This window comes from Algorimicrobium bowmanii (assembly GCF_054031195.1).
In genome coordinates, this window is record NZ_CM132929.1 from 1,614,521 (window position 1) to 1,634,063 (window position 19,543).

Sequence of the window (19,543 nt, forward strand, 5' to 3'; positions counted from 1 at the left end):
AGATTTATTTGGTTCCTACGTAGAAGTATCCTGTTAGAGGTTTAAATCCACTATTTCTGACATTAATAATATAATAATATGTTCCATTTGGCACCTTATCAGCACCTCCAACTGATGATTTATGAGCGGAGCCATTCCAGTTATTTTGATAGTTATTCGCTTTATAAACGATTGCTCCCCATCTATTGAATACTTGAATATCAAATGAGTAATTACAAGAATTATCACTTTCTACCTCAAAGTACTCATTATATTGATCACCATTTGGTGTTATCGCGGTTGAAACTAAGATGCTATCTCTTGAGCAAGATTCTGAACCTTGATCAGGGAATAATACAACACAATCATTGTTAATCGTAATTGTAACACGTGTTGTAGTTGTACATCCGTCTTCCATTACAGAGTATTCAAAAATATAATCACCTAATTCAACATTTGCTGGATCGAATTCTCCATCTACTAAAGTGGTGTTTTGTGTAACAGAAATCCAAGTTCCGGACATATTATTACCATTATAATAATCGAATAAGTCAATAACACCATCATCAATACAGTGGTCATCACTTTCATTTATTATTGTATTCTCATTAGTTACATATACAGCTTGACTTAACTGAGCTTCATTTCCACAAGAATCAACAATCGTCCAATTCCAAATAATTTCGTAATCAGTTTCAGATCCGTCAGATGTATTTGTTTCATCGAAACTTACAATGGTTACGTTATTTGAACAGTCATCAAAAATTAATTCAGGAACTTCAGGGATAGTACTACAACTCACAAATATATCAGAAAGATCATTTGTTACAGTAGGAGCAGTCGTATCATTTACTGTAATTATTTGAGAAACTGACGTTGTATTGTTACAACTATCAGTAAAATTCCAAGTACGTGTAATTATTACATTACATGGGTCATTATCATTAATAGTATCAATTGGAGATACAACTATGTCACCTGCACAATTATCAGTAGCAGTTAAAGTAATACTAGCTGGTAAATCTGTGATACATTGTAATGTTATATCAGCTGGTGCAATAGGAGCTTCTGGTGCGATATCATCATTGATAGAATAAGTGTATACCCAATCTTCTGAATTCCCTGCGCAATCGGTATATGTCCATGTATATGTTTTATCACCTGAACATCCCGGATCAGCACTTACAATTGGGGCATTAGGTATGATTTCATTTCCACAGTTATCAGTAACAACCGGTGGTGTTGGAACTTCCTGTGCATCACTAACACAAGACACGCTATTTGTAACGTTATCAGGTAAGCTAAATGCTTCAACTTCAATAGTAACTGTATGTACATACTCTTGTGTGTTATTGGCACAGTCAGTATATGTCCATGTGTAAGTTACATCACCTTCACACTCAGGCGTTGTAGATTCAACAGGTCCCGTAGGTGTTAATGTGTTTCCACAGTTATCTAACACAGTAGGCGGTGTTGGTACTACAATATTTGCATAACAATCAGCAGTATCAGTTGTAGCTGTGATAGGCTGGAAGTTTTCAACTTCAATAGTAACCGTATGCACATAATCTTGTGTGTTATTGGCACAGTCAGTATATGTCCATGTGTAAGTTACATCACCTTCACACTCAGGTGTACTTGATTCAACAGGTCCTGTAGGTGTTAATGTGTTTCCACAGTTATCTAACACAGTAGGCGGTGTTGGTACTACAATATTAGCATAACAATCAGCAGTATCAGTTGTAGCTGTGATAGGTTCGAAGTTTTCGCTTACTACATTATAAGTATAAACCCAGTCATTGTTAGTTCCTTGACAGCTAGGGTATGTGTATGTATAAGTAATAGTTCCTTGACATCCATCGTATGTACCACCTTGAGTTGGCCCTATAGGTGTTATAGGAGAACCACAGCTATCGTTTATAACAGGCGGGTTTATAAGGCTAGGATCGGCATCATCAGCACAAGCAACTTGTGATTCTTGATTTTGCGGAAGCTGAATAGATTCTAATTGAACATTATATGTGTATGACCATTCTAAAGTTTGGTTAGCACAATCAGTATATGTCCACGTGTAAGAAATAGTACCTTCACATTGATCGAAACTACCACCTTGTACAGGTCCAGTAGGCGTTAAAGTATTCCCACAGTTATCTAATACGGTAGGAGGCGTTGGTTCTGTAGCAAGTGAAGCACAAGCAACAGTTTCATTTCCGTTAGGTTCGTTAATGGTAAATGGTTCAACTTCGATAGTAACCGTATGTACATAATCTTGTGTATTATTCGCACAGTCAGTGTATGTCCATGTGTAAGTTACATCACCTTCACACTCAGGCGTTGTAGATTCAACAGGTCCAGTAGGTGTTAATGTGTTTCCACAGTTATCTAACACAGTAGGCGGTGTTGGCACTACAATATTTGCATAACAATCAGCAGTATCAGTTGTAGCTGTGATAGGCTCGAAGTTTTCAACCTCGATAGTAACCGTATGTACATAGTCTTGTGTGTTATTGGCACAGTCAGTGTATGTCCATGTATAAGTTACATCACCTTCACACTCAGGTGTACTTGATTCAACAGGTCCAGTAGGAGTTAATGTGTTTCCACAGTTATCTAACACAGTAGGCGGTGTTGGTACTACAATATTAGCATAACAATCAGCAGTATCAGTTGTAGCTGTGATAGGCTGGAAGTTCTCAACTTCAATAGTAACTGTATGTACATAGTCTTGTGTGTTATTAGCACAGTCAGTATATGTCCATGTGTAAGTTACTTCACCTTCACAGTCTGGCGTACTTGATTCAACAGGTCCGGTAGGTGTTAATGTGTTTCCACAGTTATCTAACACCGTAGGAGGTGTTGGTACTACAATATTTGCATAACAATCAGCAGTATCTGCTGTAGCAGCAATAGGCTCGAAGTCTTCAACTTCGATAGTAACGGTGTGTACATAATCTTGAGTGTTATTGGCACAGTCAGTATATGTCCATGTGTAAGTTACTTCGCCTTCACAGTCTGGCGTACTTGATTCAACAGGTCCTGTAGGAGTTAATGTGTTTCCACAGTTGTCTAACACAGTAGGAGGTGTTGGTACTACAATATTTGCATAACAATCAGCAGTATCAGTTGTAGCTGTGATAGGCTCGAAGTTTTCAACTTCAATAGTAACTGTATGCACATAGTCTTGTGTGTTATTGGCACAGTCAGTGTATGTCCATGTATAAGTTACATCACCTTCACACTCAGGTGTACTTGATTCAACAGGTCCAGTAGGTGTTAATGTGTTTCCACAGTTATCTAACACAGTAGGCGGTGTTGGTACTACAATATTAGCATAACAATCAGCAGTATCAGTTGTAGCTGTGATAGGCTGGAAGTTTTCAACTTCAATAGTAACCGTATGCACATAATCTTGTGTGTTATTGGCACAGTCAGTATATGTCCATGTGTAAGTTACTTCACCTTCACAGTCTGGCGTAGTTGATTCAACAGGTCCAGTAGGTGTTAATGTGTTTCCACAGTTATCTAACACAGTAGGCGGTGTTGGCACTACAATATTTGCATAACAATCAGCAGTATCAGTTGTAGCTGTGATAGGCTCGAAGTTTTCAACCTCGATAGTAACCGTATGTACATAGTCTTGTGTGTTATTGGCACAGTCAGTGTATGTCCATGTATAAGTTACATCACCTTCACACTCAGGTGTACTTGATTCAACAGGTCCAGTAGGAGTTAATGTGTTTCCACAGTTATCTAACACAGTAGGCGGTGTTGGTACTACAATATTAGCATAACAATCAGCAGTATCAGTTGTAGCTGTGATAGGCTGGAAGTTCTCAACTTCAATAGTAACTGTATGTACATAGTCTTGTGTGTTATTAGCACAGTCAGTATATGTCCATGTGTAAGTTACTTCACCTTCACAGTCTGGCGTACTTGATTCAACAGGTCCGGTAGGTGTTAATGTGTTTCCACAGTTATCTAACACCGTAGGAGGTGTTGGTACTACAATATTTGCATAACAATCAGCAGTATCTGCTGTAGCAGCAATAGGCTCGAAGTCTTCAACTTCGATAGTAACGGTGTGTACATAATCTTGAGTGTTATTGGCACAGTCAGTATATGTCCATGTGTAAGTTACTTCGCCTTCACAGTCTGGCGTACTTGATTCAACAGGTCCTGTAGGAGTTAATGTGTTTCCACAGTTGTCTAACACAGTAGGAGGTGTTGGTACTACAATATTTGCATAACAATCAGCAGTATCAGTTGTAGCTGTGATAGGCTCGAAGTTTTCAACTTCAATAGTAACTGTATGCACATAGTCTTGTGTGTTATTGGCACAGTCAGTATATGTCCATGTGTAAGTTACATCACCTTCACACTCAGGTGTACTTGATTCAACAGGTCCAGTAGGTGTTAATGTGTTTCCACAGTTATCTAACACAGTAGGCGGTGTTGGTACTACAATATTTGCATAACAATCAGCAGTATCAGTTGTAGCAGCAATAGGCTCGAAGTTTTCGCTTACTACATTATAAGTGTAAACCCAGTCATTGTTAGTTCCTTGACAGCTAGGGTATGTGTATGTATAAGTAATAGTTCCTTGACATCCATCGTATGTACCACCTTGAGTTGGCCCTATAGGTGTTATAGGAGAACCACAGCTATCGTTTATAACAGGCGGGTTTATAAGGTTAGCATCGGCATCATCAGCACAAGCAACTTGTGATTCTTGATTTTGCGGAAGCTGAATAGATTCTAATTGAACATTATATGTGTATGACCATTCTAAAGTTTGGTTAGCACAATCAGTATATGTCCACGTGTAAGAAATAGTACCTTCACATTGATCGAAACTACCACCTTGTACAGGTCCAGTAGGCGTTAAAGTATTCCCACAGTTATCTAATACGGTAGGAGGCGTTGGTTCTGTAGCAAGTGAAGCACAAGCAACAGTTTCATTTCCGTTAGGTTCGTTAATGGTAAATGGTTCAACTTCGATAGTAACCGTATGTACATAATCTTGTGTATTATTCGCACAGTCAGTGTATGTCCATGTGTAAGTTACATCACCTTCACACTCAGGCGTTGTAGATTCAACAGGTCCAGTAGGTGTTAATGTGTTTCCACAGTTATCTAACACAGTAGGCGGTGTTGGCACTACAATATTTGCATAACAATCAGCAGTATCAGTTGTAGCTGTGATAGGCTCGAAGTTTTCAACCTCGATAGTAACCGTATGTACATAGTCTTGTGTGTTATTGGCACAGTCAGTGTATGTCCATGTATAAGTTACATCACCTTCACACTCAGGTGTACTTGATTCAACAGGTCCAGTAGGTGTTAATGTGTTTCCACAGTTATCTAACACAGTAGGCGGTGTTGGTACTACAATATTAGCATAACAATCAGCAGTATCAGTTGTAGCTGTGATAGGCTGGAAGTTTTCAACTTCAATAGTAACCGTATGCACATAATCTTGTGTGTTATTGGCACAGTCAGTATATGTCCATGTGTAAGTTACTTCACCTTCACAGTCTGGCGTAGTTGATTCAACAGGTCCTGCAGGTGTTAATGTGTTTCCACAGTTATCTAACACCGTAGGAGGTGTTGGTACTACAATATTAGCATAACAATCAGCAGTATCAGTTGTAGCTGTGATAGGCTCGAAGTTTTCAACTTCAATAGTAACGGTGTGCACATAGTCTTGTGTGTTATTGGCACAGTCAGTATATGTCCATGTGTAAGTTACATCACCTTCACACTCAGGTGTACTTGATTCAACAGGTCCAGTAGGTGTTAATGTGTTTCCACAGTTGTCTAACACAGTAGGCGGTGTTGGTACTACAATATTTGCGTAACAATCAGCAGTATCAGTTGTAGCAGCAATAGGCTCGAAGTTTTCGCTTACTACATTATAAGTGTAAACCCAGTCATTGTTAGTTCCTTGACAGCTAGGGTATGTGTATGTATAAGTAATAGTTCCTTGACATCCATCGTATGTACCACCTTGAGTTGGCCCTATAGGTGTTATAGGAGAACCACAGCTATCGTTTATAACAGGCGGGTTTATAAGGTTAGCATCGGCATCATCAGCACAAGCAACTTGTGATTCTTGATTTTGCGGAAGCTGAATAGATTCTAATTGAACATTATATGTGTATGACCATTCTAAAGTTTGGTTAGCACAATCAGTATATGTCCACGTGTAAGAAATAGTACCTTCACATTGATCGAAACTACCACCTTGTACAGGTCCAGTAGGCGTTAAAGTATTCCCACAGTTATCTAATACGGTAGGAGGCGTTGGTTCTGTAGCAAGTGAAGCACAAGCAACAGTTTCATTTCCGTTAGGTTCGTTAATGGTAAATGGTTCAACTTCAATAGTAACCGTATGCACATAATCTTGTGTGTTATTGGCACAGTCAGTATATGTCCATGTGTAAGTTACTTCACCTTCACAGTCTGGCGTAGTTGATTCAACAGGTCCTGCAGGTGTTAATGTGTTTCCACAGTTATCTAACACCGTAGGAGGTGTTGGTACTACAATATTAGCATAACAATCAGCAGTATCAGTTGTAGCTGTGATAGGCTCGAAGTTTTCAACTTCAATAGTAACTGTATGCACATAGTCTTGTGTGTTATTGGCACAGTCAGTATATGTCCATGTGTAAGTTACATCACCTTCACACTCAGGTGTTGTAGATTCAACAGGTCCAGTAGGTGTTAATGTGTTTCCACAGTTGTCTAACACAGTAGGCGGTGTTGGTACTACAATATTTGCGTAACAATCAGCAGTATCAGTTGTAGCAGCAATAGGCTCGAAGTTTTCGCTTACTACATTATAAGTGTAAACCCAGTCATTGTTAGTTCCTTGACAGCTAGGGTATGTGTATGTATAAGTAATAGTTCCTTGACATCCATCGTATGTACCACCTTGAGTTGGCCCTATAGGTGTTATAGGAGAACCACAGCTATCGTTTATAACAGGCGGGTTTATAAGGTTAGCATCGGCATCATCAGCACAAGCAACTTGTGATTCTTGATTTTGCGGAAGCTGAATAGATTCTAATTGAACATTATATGTGTATGACCATTCTAAAGTTTGGTTAGCACAATCAGTATATGTCCACGTGTAAGAAATAGTACCTTCACATTGATCGAAACTACCACCTTGTACAGGTCCAGTAGGCGTTAAAGTATTCCCACAGTTATCTAATACGGTAGGAGGCGTTGGTTCTGTAGCAAGTGAAGCACAAGCAACAGTTTCATTTCCGTTAGGTTCGTTAATGGTAAATGGTTCAACTTCGATAGTAACGGTGTGCACATAATCTTGAGTGTTATTGGCACAGTCAGTATATGTCCATGTGTAAGTTACATCACCTTCACACTCAGGCGTTGTAGATTCAACAGGTCCAGTAGGTGTTAATGTGTTTCCACAGTTATCTAACACGGTAGGAGGTGTTGGCACTACAATATTTGCGTAACAATCAGCAGTATCAGTTGTAGCTGTGATAGGCTGGAAGTTTTCAACTTCAATAGTAACTGTATGTACATAGTCTTGTGTGTTATTAGCACAGTCAGTATATGTCCATGTGTAAGTTACATCACCTTCACACTCAGGCGTACTTGATTCAACAGGTCCAGTAGGAGTTAATGTGTTTCCACAGTTATCTAACACGGTAGGAGGTGTTGGTACTACAATATTAGCATAACAATCAGCAGTATCAGTTGTAGCTGTGATAGGCTCGAAGTTTTCAACCTCGATAGTAACCGTATGTACATAGTCTTGTGTGTTATTGGCACAGTCAGTATATGTCCATGTGTAAGTTACATCACCTTCACAGTCTGGCGTACTTGATTCAACAGGTCCGGTAGGTGTTAATGTGTTTCCACAGTTATCTAACACAGTAGGCGGTGTTGGTACTACAATATTAGCATAACAATCAGCAGTATCAGTTGTAGCTGTGATAGGTTCGAAGTTTTCAACTTCAATAGTAACCGTATGCACATAGTCTTGTGTGTTATTGGCACAGTCAGTATATGTCCATGTGTAAGTTACATCACCTTCACACTCAGGTGTTGTAGATTCAACAGGTCCTGTAGGTGTTAATGTGTTTCCACAGTTATCTAACACAGTAGGCGGTGTTGGTACTACAATATTTGCGTAACAATCAGCAGTATCAGTTGTAGCTGTGATAGGTTCGAAGTTCTCAACTTCAATAGTAACCGTATGCACATAATCTTGTGTGTTATTGGCACAGTCAGTATATGTCCATGTGTAAGTTACATCACCTTCACACTCAGGTGTTGTAGATTCCACAGGTCCTGTAGGTGTTAATGTGTTTCCACAGTTATCTAACACGGTAGGAGGTGTTGGTACTACAATATTAGCATAACAATCAGCAGTATCAGTTGTAGCTGTGATAGGTTCGAAGTCTATATATTCAATGGTATAACTATAGGTCCAAGTGTCTTGATTATTATTACAATCGGTATAGGTGTATGTATAAGTTCGAGTTCCTTCACATGTTATAGTACTAGGAGAGTCTGTTATAACAGCTTCGGAAGGTGTTAGTGAGTTACCACAAGCATCAGTTATTTGAGGAAGCGTAAAGCTATCATCAGCTTCTGAAAGACAATTAACTGTATTTGATCCATCAGGTTCGTTAATAGCTAAAGGTGGAGTGTTGATTGTAATCGTTTGACTATCTGAAGCTGTAGCATTACAGTTATCAGTTATTGTAAAAGTTCTAGTCACAACAATTGAACAACTACCAGAAACAACATCTTGATAAGTAATAGAGGCTACATTATCTTCTGTAAAAGTGCCTCCTTCAGCTAAAAATTGTGCCTCAGTAATTGTTGTAATTGTCTCATTGAAATCTAAAGAAGTAAAATCACCTGCTGTAATATCATCTGTATTACAATTTTCAATTGAAAAATCATTTGGAGCTGATAATATTGGATCTACATCATCTTCTACTAATATTTCATAGATTCCTGTAGTTTCACAACCTGTATTAGAATCACTAACGGTTACCGTATAAGTACCTGCTGATAAATCAGAAATATTCTGCGTAGTAGAATTAGCTGAATCATCCCAAGAGAATGTATAACTACCAGATCCTCCAGTAACAGCTAACGAAATTTCTCCAGAATTTTCAGTGCTACAGGTTGTAGGAGTTAATGTTTCAGTTATAACTATTTCATCAACAACAGTTACCGTAATAGGTGCTCTATCTCCTAAACAGGTAGTACTAGGGCCTTCTGCAACATAATAAGTGAAGGTTCCAACAGTTGAAGTTGATGGAGTAATTGTTAATTGCCCTGGTGTTGCATCTAAGTTATCAGGGTAATACATTAAAATATAATCCGGATCTGTAGTTGTAGCAGTTAATGGGCTAGCTGTTTCATTAATACAATAAATAGGATTATCAAAGGTTGGTACGGTAGGTATATCATTTATTGTAATTGTAAAAATATAACTACAACCTGTACTTTGTTGAGGAATAGCATAATATGTTGTACTACCAACAGTTGCAGGGAAAGGATTGGTTGTTGTGTATTCAACAGAAGAATCTGTAATAGGGTATGAATCATAGAATCTTGAACCAGGAGGGAAATTTCCAGAAATTTCAGAAACAGGAATTGTATTACCATCAAAATCACAATAAAAGAACTCTCTTTCAAGAGAAACATTTGTACAATTATCAATGATATACTGTTCAGAATTGATATCAACTTCAATAGGATCTGTATTAGGCTCACCTTGACAGCTACCATTTTCTTGATAACCTTGAATTAGAGGGAGTGAATATTCGGTTTCAGAAACTTGCCCTGTACCTGAAATATTACCACCAACTATTACAATTTTAGGTGTACAATTATCATTAACTAATATGGAACAATCTGTTGTACATGTAAGTTCAAAAGAAATATCGGCTAATAGATCATTAATTGTATCAGGTAATGGGATAGTCCCTAAATCCCAAACAATTGAACCTGTTGGTCCTTCATTAACATCAAAGTATGGTGCTGATTGTGTGAAATTAGAATTGTAAGCGTTGTAAGTTAGGCTTCCTACTACAAATTCTGATGTATACGGAATAGGTATTACAAGTCTACCATCGTCAATAGCTTCTGTTCCTTTATTTCTAATTTCAACACTATACTCTATACTTTCTCCAGGTTCGACTACAAGTGTAGATCCTGCTGGTTGTCCATTAATATTAGATGCAGCTAATAAGCCTTCTGTTTCAGGGACATATGCATCTACAGCAAATGTTACATTAAATATAATGTAAGTGTCTTGAGTAGAGCCATATCTAAATCGTGTACTTGTTTGATTATTATCAATTATAGAGTTATTAGGATTAGGTACATCAAACATGGCAATATCCAAACCTGTATTATTTGTTCTGTTAGGACTTCTTGTATTGCCACCTGTTTGAATTGAAGAGTTGAAGAAATTTGACGTTGAATTTCCTGAATGTGATAAACTTTGATATGTGTTATCAGACTGTCTTCTAATTTGGAAATAATCACCAGAAATACCAACATCACCTTCACCAGCCATCATACCAAGTTTGATGTTTACATCACCATTTTGTACAGCATTAAAACCAGAAACATCTAATGTGTGACTTATTACTGTAGAACCTTGAACATATGCATAACCATCAAATACAGTAATGTCACGCCAATTCATTTTAGAATTTTCATAAACAACAACCATTCCCCAACCGCCATAATAACCGGTTGAACCACCATCACCGGCAGAAAGTGCAATATCGGCAACAAAATAATCACCTAATCCACCGTCCTTAACTAAACTAGTTACTTCTTTATATCCAGCAAACATGGTTCTGTCTCCTGGGTAACGAATATCATCAGTATCGGCCACTAAAGTCGTATAAGTCTGTCCTGGGCCTTTAAATTTAACGGTTCTACGTTGAACATCTGAAGAGTTGTCGTTGTTTCTACCTGTCCAATATAAACCTGCGTAAATAATATTGGAACACTCAGGTGTAGCGCCATTTTCTGTAGAGAAACTTAATGTTGAAGACGATGAGTTTGATGTGCTATTATCACCATCAATATCAACTAAACGCATGTCTTCATTACTATTATCTTCGTTAGATCCGTAATTAACTAATGTAAGATTAGAGTTACCTATCATTGTAAAATCTCCCTTTACATTATATACTGTTTTTGTTGGTGAAAAATCTGAGGTTCTAGGTTCAAATGGCACACGAACTTGCCCGTAACTATTAAAACTAGCACAGAATAGTATACTAAATACCAAAACGAATTGTAAGAAATTAATATTCACTGAACTTAGTGTGGTGTATAATTTTTTCATCTGTATAATGATTAATTATTATAATTTATTTAGGACTGGCTTAAAACTTTATAAAAAACAGTTGTAACCGAACTACTATTTGTTATGAAATTTTGAATTTGTTGATCAGTACAATCAAATTTACTTTTTACATAAACGTAACGTAATGATGGAAAACTGTTTAAAGCATTTAAATCTATTCGGTTATTTAAATCAGAAAGTTGATTTATTGTTATTGTAATTATTTCAACTGTTCTATATTGGTTATTGCTTTCTAGTAAAATGCTATTTGAATTCCCATCAAGAAGTTTTAAGACTTTAGGACTGGTATCACCGGTAACATTTATTACTCTAGAATTCTCTACATATATAGTAGGGTTGTTGCCATGCAATAAGTTATCTGGTGTTATAACAGCCGAACGTGATGTACTGCTTGGTGAGCTGTTGTCAAAAATTTGCTGAATATTATTTTGAGCAAAAGTGTTTTCAGAAGAGAACAGACATAAGAGGCTAGCTATAACAAAAGAAGCTAGGTTATTGTTTATTTTAACTTTCATAATAAATGATATATAAATTTTTAACTTTTTTAAAAAGCTATAAAATCATATCAACCAAGAAGATCATTATATTTTAATAATGATTTATTTTGCCAAAATAATGCAGAGGGAATTGCATGCTAACATGCTGAATTGAATTTGGGTTCATAATTGATTTAATAGCTTACAGTGCAAATAAAATAGGATAACAGGATGAAATCAAAAAAAAATGTTAATTAACTTAAAAATTCGTTTAAAGGATACTCGTTAACACTTAATCGGTAATTAGTTATAATTAATCGATGTCGTTTTTTTCTAATTATTACCTTACATGTAAATATTAAATGAAGAGGTTTTGTAGGTTCATTTTTTCTTGTAATTTGGGTTGGTTAATAGCTGTGATAATTTTATTATAGTTGCTAATTTAGTGTAATAAACTGATTTTAACAACACTTTAACGGTATAAAATGTATTTAATCGATAAAAATGAAAAAACTAACTATTGTACGACATGCTAAATCATCATGGAAGCTGAAACTGCCTGATTATCAGAGACCTCTCAGCTTACGTGGTGAAAATGATGCAAACCTTGTTTCTAAACATGTAAAGGAAACTAATTTTTCACCTGATTTAGTTATTTCTAGCCCTGCAACTAGGGCTCAAACTACTGCCGAAATATTTATTAAGAATTTAAATATTCCGAGAGAAATTTGTCATTATAACCATGAATTATATGATTTTTCTGGAGCGCATTTGTTGTATAATATAAAAAACTGTTCGGATACTGTTAATCATTTAATGGTATTTGGACATAATGGAGCTATAACTAATGTTGCAAACACATATGGAGATAAAATTATTGATAATGTTCCAACCTGTGGTTTTGTTAGTATAATTTTTAAAGAAGATTCTTGGCGTGGAATTACTCAAGGAAAAACAGAGACCGTTATTTTTCCGAAGGCATTAAAAACATAAAAAATAACAATTTATATAAATTAAAAATAGTTTAGAATTCGTTAAATACAATATATTTGTAGTACAAGTAAATAAATTAAATGATAAAAAAACAAACAGAAAATCGTTATATTAATAGAGAGGTTAGCTGGCTTCAGTTTAATGATCGTGTTCTTCAAGAGGCTGATGATGAAACAGTTCCTCTAATTGAGAGACTTCGTTTTCTAGGGATTTTTTCAAATAATTTAGATGAATTTTTTAAAGTGCGTTACGCTACGGTAAAACGTATTGTTGAAGCCGGTAAAGGTGGGAAAAGTGAATTAGGAGGTATAAAAGCAAATGAGCTATTAGATATTATTACGCAAATTGTAATAAAACAACAAAGTGATAGTTTGGAGATACTTAGTAAAATTCATAAAAAATTAGAAGCTGAAGATATATACATTATAAATGAAACCCAAATTCAGCCTTCACAACATAATTTTATAAAAAACTATTACCTACAAAAAGTAAGTCCAGCATTAGTTACTATTATATTAAGTGAGACACTAGAGTTGCCTAACTTAAAAGACAGTGCGGCTTATTTAGCTGTAACATTGGGTTTAAAAAATGGAGATAATCAGTATGGATTAATTGAAATTTCTAAATCAATGGATAGATTTGTGGTTTTACCTGAGCAAGATGGTAAAAGCTACATTATAATGTTAGACGATTTGCTACGCTATTGCTTAGACGAAATTTTTAATATTTTTGAATACGATACCATATCTGCTCACATGATCAAGATTACTCGAGATGGAGAATTGGACTTAGAGAGTGATTTGAGTAAAAGTTTTATGGAAAAAATATCCGATAGTGTTAAGGATCGTCAAATAGGTGAACCTGTTAGGTTTGTGTATGATAAAACCATTGATCAAGAAACGTTAAGTTTTTTAATGAAAAAAATGAATATCGAATCTACAGATAGTAAAATACCTGGGGGTCGTTATCATAACCGTCGTGACTATATGGGGTTTCCAAGTTTAGGCCGGACAGATTTATTATATAATAAAATTGAAGCATTACCTGTTAAAGGGCTTAGTTTTCAGGAAAGTATTTTTAAATCTATAGAGTTTAAAGATTTTCTTATCCACACACCATACCATACATTTTCATATATAGTTAAGTTTTTACGAGAGGCAGCTTTAGACCCTAAAGTTAGTACTATAAAAATTACTATATATAGATTAGCACAAATATCACATGTAGCTAGTTCTCTTATAAATGCCGCTAAAAATGGTAAAAAAGTAATTGTTTCTATAGAAATTCAAGCACGTTTTGATGAGCAAGCTAATATTGATTATGCTCAGCAAATGCAGAATGAAGGCGTTGCATTAATTTTTGGCGTACAGGGCTTAAAAGTGCATAGTAAAATATGTGTTATTGAACGAGAAGAAGGGAATAAATTAAAACGTTATGGATTTATTAGTACGGGAAACTTTAACGAATCTACAGCTAAAATTTATACCGATTATACGTTGTTTACTGCCAATCAGAAAGTATTGAAAGACGTTAATAAAGTCTTTAATTTTTTTGAAACTAATTATAAGATTTACCGATATAAACATATCATTACATCACCGCATTACACCGAAAAAGCACTTTATAGACTTATAAATGCTCAAATTGTAAATGCAACTTTAGGAAAACCTGCACAAATACGGTTTAAAATGAATAGTCTATCTAGTTACAAAATGGTAGACAAACTTTATGAAGCTAGTAGAGCAGGGGTGAAAATTCAGATGGTTGTAAGGGGTATTTGCTGTTTAATTCCAGGTGTACCAGATATGAGTGAGAATATTGAAGTTATCAGTATTGTAGATAAATTTTTAGAGCATTCCCGTTTATATATTTTTGGACCGGATGATGATGCACAAATTTATATTTCTTCTGCCGACTTAATGACTAGAAACATAGAAAATAGAGTTGAAGTTAGCTGTCCAATTTATGATGAAGATATCAAACAAGAATTATTAGATAATTTTGCTATTTTTTGGAGTGCTAATGTAAAAGCTCGTGTTTTAAATGAAACACAAAACAATCAATATAAAAAAAGAAAACCACCTGTAGTGCGTGCACAGTTTGCCATCTACGAGTATTATTTAAATAAATTAAACAGTTAGCATGCTAACCATTAAAAAATATGCAGCAATTGATATCGGTTCTAACGCGGTACGATTGCTAATATCAAATATAATTGAAGAAAAAGGTAAAGCTCCACGTTTTAAAAAAAGCTCTTTGGTACGTGTACCAATTCGTTTAGGGGCAGATGTTTTTTTAAAAGGAAAAATATCTAAGCATAATAGTGAACGCTTGTTAGATACCATGCAAGCTTTTAAGCTGCTCATGAAATCGCATAACGTTGTAAAGTATAAAGCTTGTGCAACCTCTGCAATGCGTGAGGCAAGTAATGGTACCATTATGTCAAATAAAGTATTAGAAGATACAAATATTAAAATAGACATTATAGATGGTAAAGAGGAAGCAGCTATAATTGCTGAAACCGATTTAAATACTTTTATAGATCCTAATAAAACCTATTTATATGTAGATGTTGGTGGGGGAAGTTCAGAATTTACAGTTATTCATAACGGAAAATACATAGCGTCTAAATCCTTTAAAATAGGAACTGTGAGACTCTTAAATGATGTTGTTAAAAATGAAAACTGGCTTGAATTAGAGAAGTGGATAAAAACTAATACAGGAACTTTTGATAAAATAGATGTGCTAGGTACCGGTGGAAATATTAATAAAATTTTTAAGATTTCCGGAAAATCTATGGGGAAACCGTTAACCTATTTTTATCTAACTTCTTATTATGATAAATTACAAACGTACTCTTATGAAGAGCGCATATCAGAATTAGATTTAAATCATGATCGTGCTGATGTTATTATACCTGCAACACGAATTTATCTATCTGCTATGAAATGGAGTGGTGCTAAAGATATTTATGTGCCCAAAATAGGTTTGGCAGACGGTATTATAAAAAGCATATATTATGATACAGTTTCGAGTAATACACAGTAAAAAGTAAGTAGTTTGTCTTTTTATTATATTATATTTAACAAAATAAATTATATTCGCATAAACTAATTAAAATCAATTTTTTAAGATTTAAACTATAATAACCATGAAAAAACAATTACTCTTATTGGCTTTTGTTATAATCGCAAGTGTATCATATGCACAAAATGCATCATATGGTATGCGTGTTGGTATGAACAGTTCTAATTTAAGCTATGACCCAGATTTAAGCTATGATCCAGCAGAAAGATATGGTTTTGCTATCGGATTTTTTGCAGAATATGATTTATCAGATTCTTTTGCTATTGCTCCTGAAATTCAATATTCAGCAGAAGGTCGTAAGCACAGAACATTACGTGTAGATTTTATTCAGGTACCGGTAATGTTTAAATACCGTTTAGGGAGCCGTTTTGCTATAGGAGCAGGTCCAATGGTAGGTGTTAAAATTCATGAATATGAAGATGGCTTTAACAATTTCAATTATGCAGCAGCCGGAGGTATTGAATTTATGATTACTGATGAGTTCTTTATTGACGCTAGATACCACTATGGTTTTAATGATTTACTTGATAACCCAGATTCAGACCTAGAAGCTAGAAATAGAGCAGTACAGGTAACACTAGGTGTTAAGTTCTAACATATAAATACTAACTAACCAATTGTATTTCTAAAAAACTCCTTCACATAACGTGTTGGAGTTTTTTTATGTTTACCCATGAATGGTTTCTGTTTTACTTAAGTCTTTCATTATTTCTGCTTCAAAATCTAATAAATCCTGCCACTTTTTATCTACCGTTTCACGGTCACCATATTGTCTGGCAAAACCTAAAAACATGGTGTAATGGTTGGCTTCACTTACCATAAGTTTTCTGTAAAACTCAGCTAAGTCTTTATCTTCTAGTTCTTCAGATAATAAACGAAAACGTTCACAACTTCTAGCTTCAATTAATGCAGCATATAACAATCTGTGTACTAATTGTGTTGTGCGGCTTCCTCCTTTTGGGAAGAAGGTAATAAGCTTTAATACATAGGCATCTTTACGATCGCGACCTAAGGTCCAACCTTGAGCTAGAATCCGATCATGAACCATTTTAAAATGGCTAATTTCTTCTTTAACTAATGCAATCATTTCTTGTACCAATTCAGTATACTCAGGGAAACCCACTATAAGTGAAATGGCAGTACTTGCTGCTTTTTGTTCGCAGTATGCATGATCAGTTAAAATATCTTCAATATTTTTTTCTACAATATTTACCCATCTAGGGTCTGTTGGTAATTTTAGTCCTAACATAGTTTAATTTTCTAAATGGGAGACTTTTAACTCACCGTTTAACTGTATTTGTAGTAGGTATTGCTGTTTTTGTTCTTTGTTGTTTATATCAGCGTACGAAAATATAATAGAAGCGTTATTGGTATCATCATCTACGAATTCAGACGATTGATTAACGTTAACAGCTTGTAAAATCATCTTTTTAAGAGATATCGTATCGTCATTAAAATATTGGGTGAAGAAAGATTTGTTGATGGTTTTATTTACAATTTCTTTATCATTTTTATAAACGATTAAGTTGCATAAAAACTCTCTATGATGAGTTTTTTGTGTTATAGAATCTGTTTTAACACTATCTATAACAGTATTATTCATGTCTGAAAATATTTTTGTTTTGATATAATAGCCATTAGATAATAAGGTATCTATATCAACTTCAGTATATGTTTCAGGAATAAATTGTGTGTTTGTAGAAAACGAATCTAATAACTTTGTTTCTTTTAAAATATCTTGTGGTGATTTTTGTAAGCGATCTCGTCCATCACAAGCCGAAAAGCAAATGGTTACTATTAATAAAATGAAAACGTTAAGATATTTCATAGGTTAAAAATCTAATCCGAAGGTTTTCTTTAAAAGTTCAACCGATGGATTTTTAGCTTTAAGTTTTTCAAACTGTTCTTCGGAAGTATATGCATATTTTTTCTCCATTTGTTCATTAATTGTAATGTCTAAATGAATATCGTAATTGCTTAATTCTTTCCTGATGTAGTTAAGTAAGTCGTATTGTTCTCTTTCTACTTCTAATTTATTAGTTGCATTCGGAAATTCTAATTGTATAGCCGTTCCTTTTACTTTAGGGATGTCTATAGATAGAATAGAAGCTAAATTAAACTTCCCAGTAGCTTCTAATTCTTTAACGTATACATTCCAGACATTTACTAATTGTTCCTCGGTAAAAGCCTCTTTAGGAAGGTCTGTTTCATCAACAACCACATCCATTTGGCGGATTTGATGTTCTTTTTTAGCACGAATACTTTTTAAGGATAACCCTGAAGTACTTCGGTTTTTAGAATGTATAGATAATTTAGGTAATTCTTTCTTTTCTGGTTGAGCCTTGGTTTGTGTATTAACAGCTTGTACAGTTGACGCTGTTTTGGGACTTGCTTCAGATGTAACTACCTGGTTTTTTATAGGAATTGGTTTTATGCCAATTTTCTTAAAATAACTAGGAGGGATTATAAAGTGTTTAGAATTTTTTTTTTCTCCATCGAAAGTGATAGAGGCAAGCTGCATTAGGCATAGTTCAACGAGGAGTCGTTGATTTTTGCTAGTTTTATATTTTAAGTCACAATCGTTAGCTAACTCGATACCCTTAAAGAGGAAATCTTGTTTCGTTTTTTGGGATTGTTCAAAATATTTTTTCTGAGTTTCTTCCCCAACTTCAAGAAGTTCTATTGTGCTTGGGTTTTGGCAAACCAGTAAATCCCTAAAATGCGATGCCAAACCAGCAATGTAATGATGGCCATCAAATCCTTTTGTTAAGATGCTATTGAATTGTAGTAATAGCTCAGGGATTTTATTTTCTAATATTAGATCGGTACTTTTAAAATAGGTTTCGTAATCTAATACATTTAAATTTTCTGTTACTGCTTGGCGTGTTAGGTTCTTACCGGAAAAACTAACTACACGATCAAAAATAGAAAGCGCATCACGCATGGCTCCATCTGCTTTTTGAGCAATAATATGTAGTGCGTCATCTTCTGCAATTATACCTTGTTCTTCAGCTATATATTTTAAATATTCTTTCGCATCAGTAACTGTAATACGTTTAAAATCAAAAATCTGACAACGCGATAATATGGTTGGTATAATTTTATGTTTTTCGGTAGTAGCTAAAATAAAAATACAATGCTTAGGCGGCTCTTCTAATGTTTTTAAAAAAGCATTAAAAGCTGCTTGAGAAAGCATATGAACCTCGTCAATGATATATACTTTATATTTTCCAACTTGTGGTGGAATACGAACTTGATCTGTTAAGTTTCTAATATCATCTACCGAGTTATTAGAGGCGGCATCAAGTTCAAAAATATTAAAAGCAAAATCTTCATCTTCTTTTTCAGTACCATCGCTGTTTATCATTTTAGCAAGAATACGAGCACAGGTAGTTTTACCAACGCCTCGTGGTCCAGTAAATAATAAACCTTGAGCTAAATGGTTGTTTTCAATGGCGTTTAATAACGTATTTGTAATAGCTTGCTGACCAACAACGTCTTTAAACGTTTGTGGTCTGTATTTGCGCGCCGATACTACAAAGTGTTCCATTGATATGATTTTTATTTTGCGTATTATAGTTATATAATATAAGCAGATAACAAAGTTAAAAATTCCATTTGTAAT

At 34.9% G+C, this 19,543-nt stretch carries 9 protein-coding genes; 4 read left to right on the plus strand and 5 right to left on the minus strand.

Going from position 1 to position 19,543, the window contains the following annotated elements; translation table 11 throughout:
- Positions 1-4: 4 nt before the first annotated feature.
- Both ACW5R3_RS07170 and ACW5R3_RS07175 read right to left on the minus strand, forming a co-directional pair.
- A complete protein-coding gene (locus ACW5R3_RS07170; RefSeq protein ID WP_456576325.1) occupies positions 5-11,341 on the minus strand; it encodes an HYR-like domain-containing protein in 11,337 nt (3,778 codons plus the stop codon).
- 29 nt (positions 11,342-11,370) lie between these two features.
- Positions 11,371-11,877: a hypothetical protein gene (locus ACW5R3_RS07175; RefSeq protein ID WP_456576326.1), complete on the minus strand. Its 507-nt coding sequence runs from the start codon at positions 11,875-11,877 to the stop codon at positions 11,371-11,373.
- A gap of 465 nt (positions 11,878-12,342) precedes the next feature.
- On the opposite strand from ACW5R3_RS07175, the gene ACW5R3_RS07180 reads away from it, so the two are divergent.
- The 4 genes from ACW5R3_RS07180 to ACW5R3_RS07195 all read left to right on the plus strand — a co-directional run bounded on the left by ACW5R3_RS07180 (position 12,343) and on the right by ACW5R3_RS07195 (position 16,513).
- Positions 12,343-12,831 (plus strand): SixA phosphatase family protein, encoded by a 489-nt coding sequence (locus tag ACW5R3_RS07180; protein WP_456576327.1) that lies wholly within the window; start codon positions 12,343-12,345, stop codon positions 12,829-12,831.
- 80 nt (positions 12,832-12,911) lie between these two features.
- Positions 12,912-14,972 (plus strand): polyphosphate kinase 1, encoded by a 2,061-nt coding sequence (ppk1, locus tag ACW5R3_RS07185; RefSeq protein ID WP_456576328.1) that lies wholly within the window; start codon positions 12,912-12,914, stop codon positions 14,970-14,972.
- Position 14,973: 1 nt separating this feature from the next.
- Positions 14,974-15,879 carry a Ppx/GppA phosphatase family protein gene (locus ACW5R3_RS07190; RefSeq protein ID WP_456576329.1) on the plus strand — a complete coding sequence of 302 codons (906 nt, stop codon included), beginning with the start codon at positions 14,974-14,976 and terminating at the stop codon, positions 15,877-15,879.
- Between the two features lie 103 nt (positions 15,880-15,982).
- The gene (locus ACW5R3_RS07195; RefSeq protein WP_456576330.1) at positions 15,983-16,513 is read left to right on the plus strand and encodes a porin family protein; all 531 of its coding nucleotides are present in this window, start codon (positions 15,983-15,985) and stop codon (positions 16,511-16,513) included.
- A gap of 72 nt (positions 16,514-16,585) precedes the next feature.
- On the opposite strand, the gene miaE is transcribed toward ACW5R3_RS07195, so the two are convergent.
- The 3 genes from miaE to dnaX are packed head-to-tail and all read right to left on the minus strand — an operon-like array spanning position 16,586 to position 19,468.
- Complete coding sequence (miaE, locus tag ACW5R3_RS07200; RefSeq protein ID WP_456576331.1) at positions 16,586-17,167, minus strand: tRNA isopentenyl-2-thiomethyl-A-37 hydroxylase MiaE; 582 nt, start codon at positions 17,165-17,167, stop codon at positions 16,586-16,588.
- A 3-nt stretch (positions 17,168-17,170) separates the two neighbouring features.
- Positions 17,171-17,746 carry a hypothetical protein gene (locus ACW5R3_RS07205; RefSeq protein ID WP_456576332.1) on the minus strand — a complete coding sequence of 192 codons (576 nt, stop codon included), beginning with the start codon at positions 17,744-17,746 and terminating at the stop codon, positions 17,171-17,173.
- 3 nt (positions 17,747-17,749) lie between these two features.
- Positions 17,750-19,468: a DNA polymerase III subunit gamma/tau gene (gene dnaX / locus ACW5R3_RS07210; protein WP_456576333.1), complete on the minus strand. Its 1,719-nt coding sequence runs from the start codon at positions 19,466-19,468 to the stop codon at positions 17,750-17,752.
- Positions 19,469-19,543: the final 75 nt, after the last annotated feature.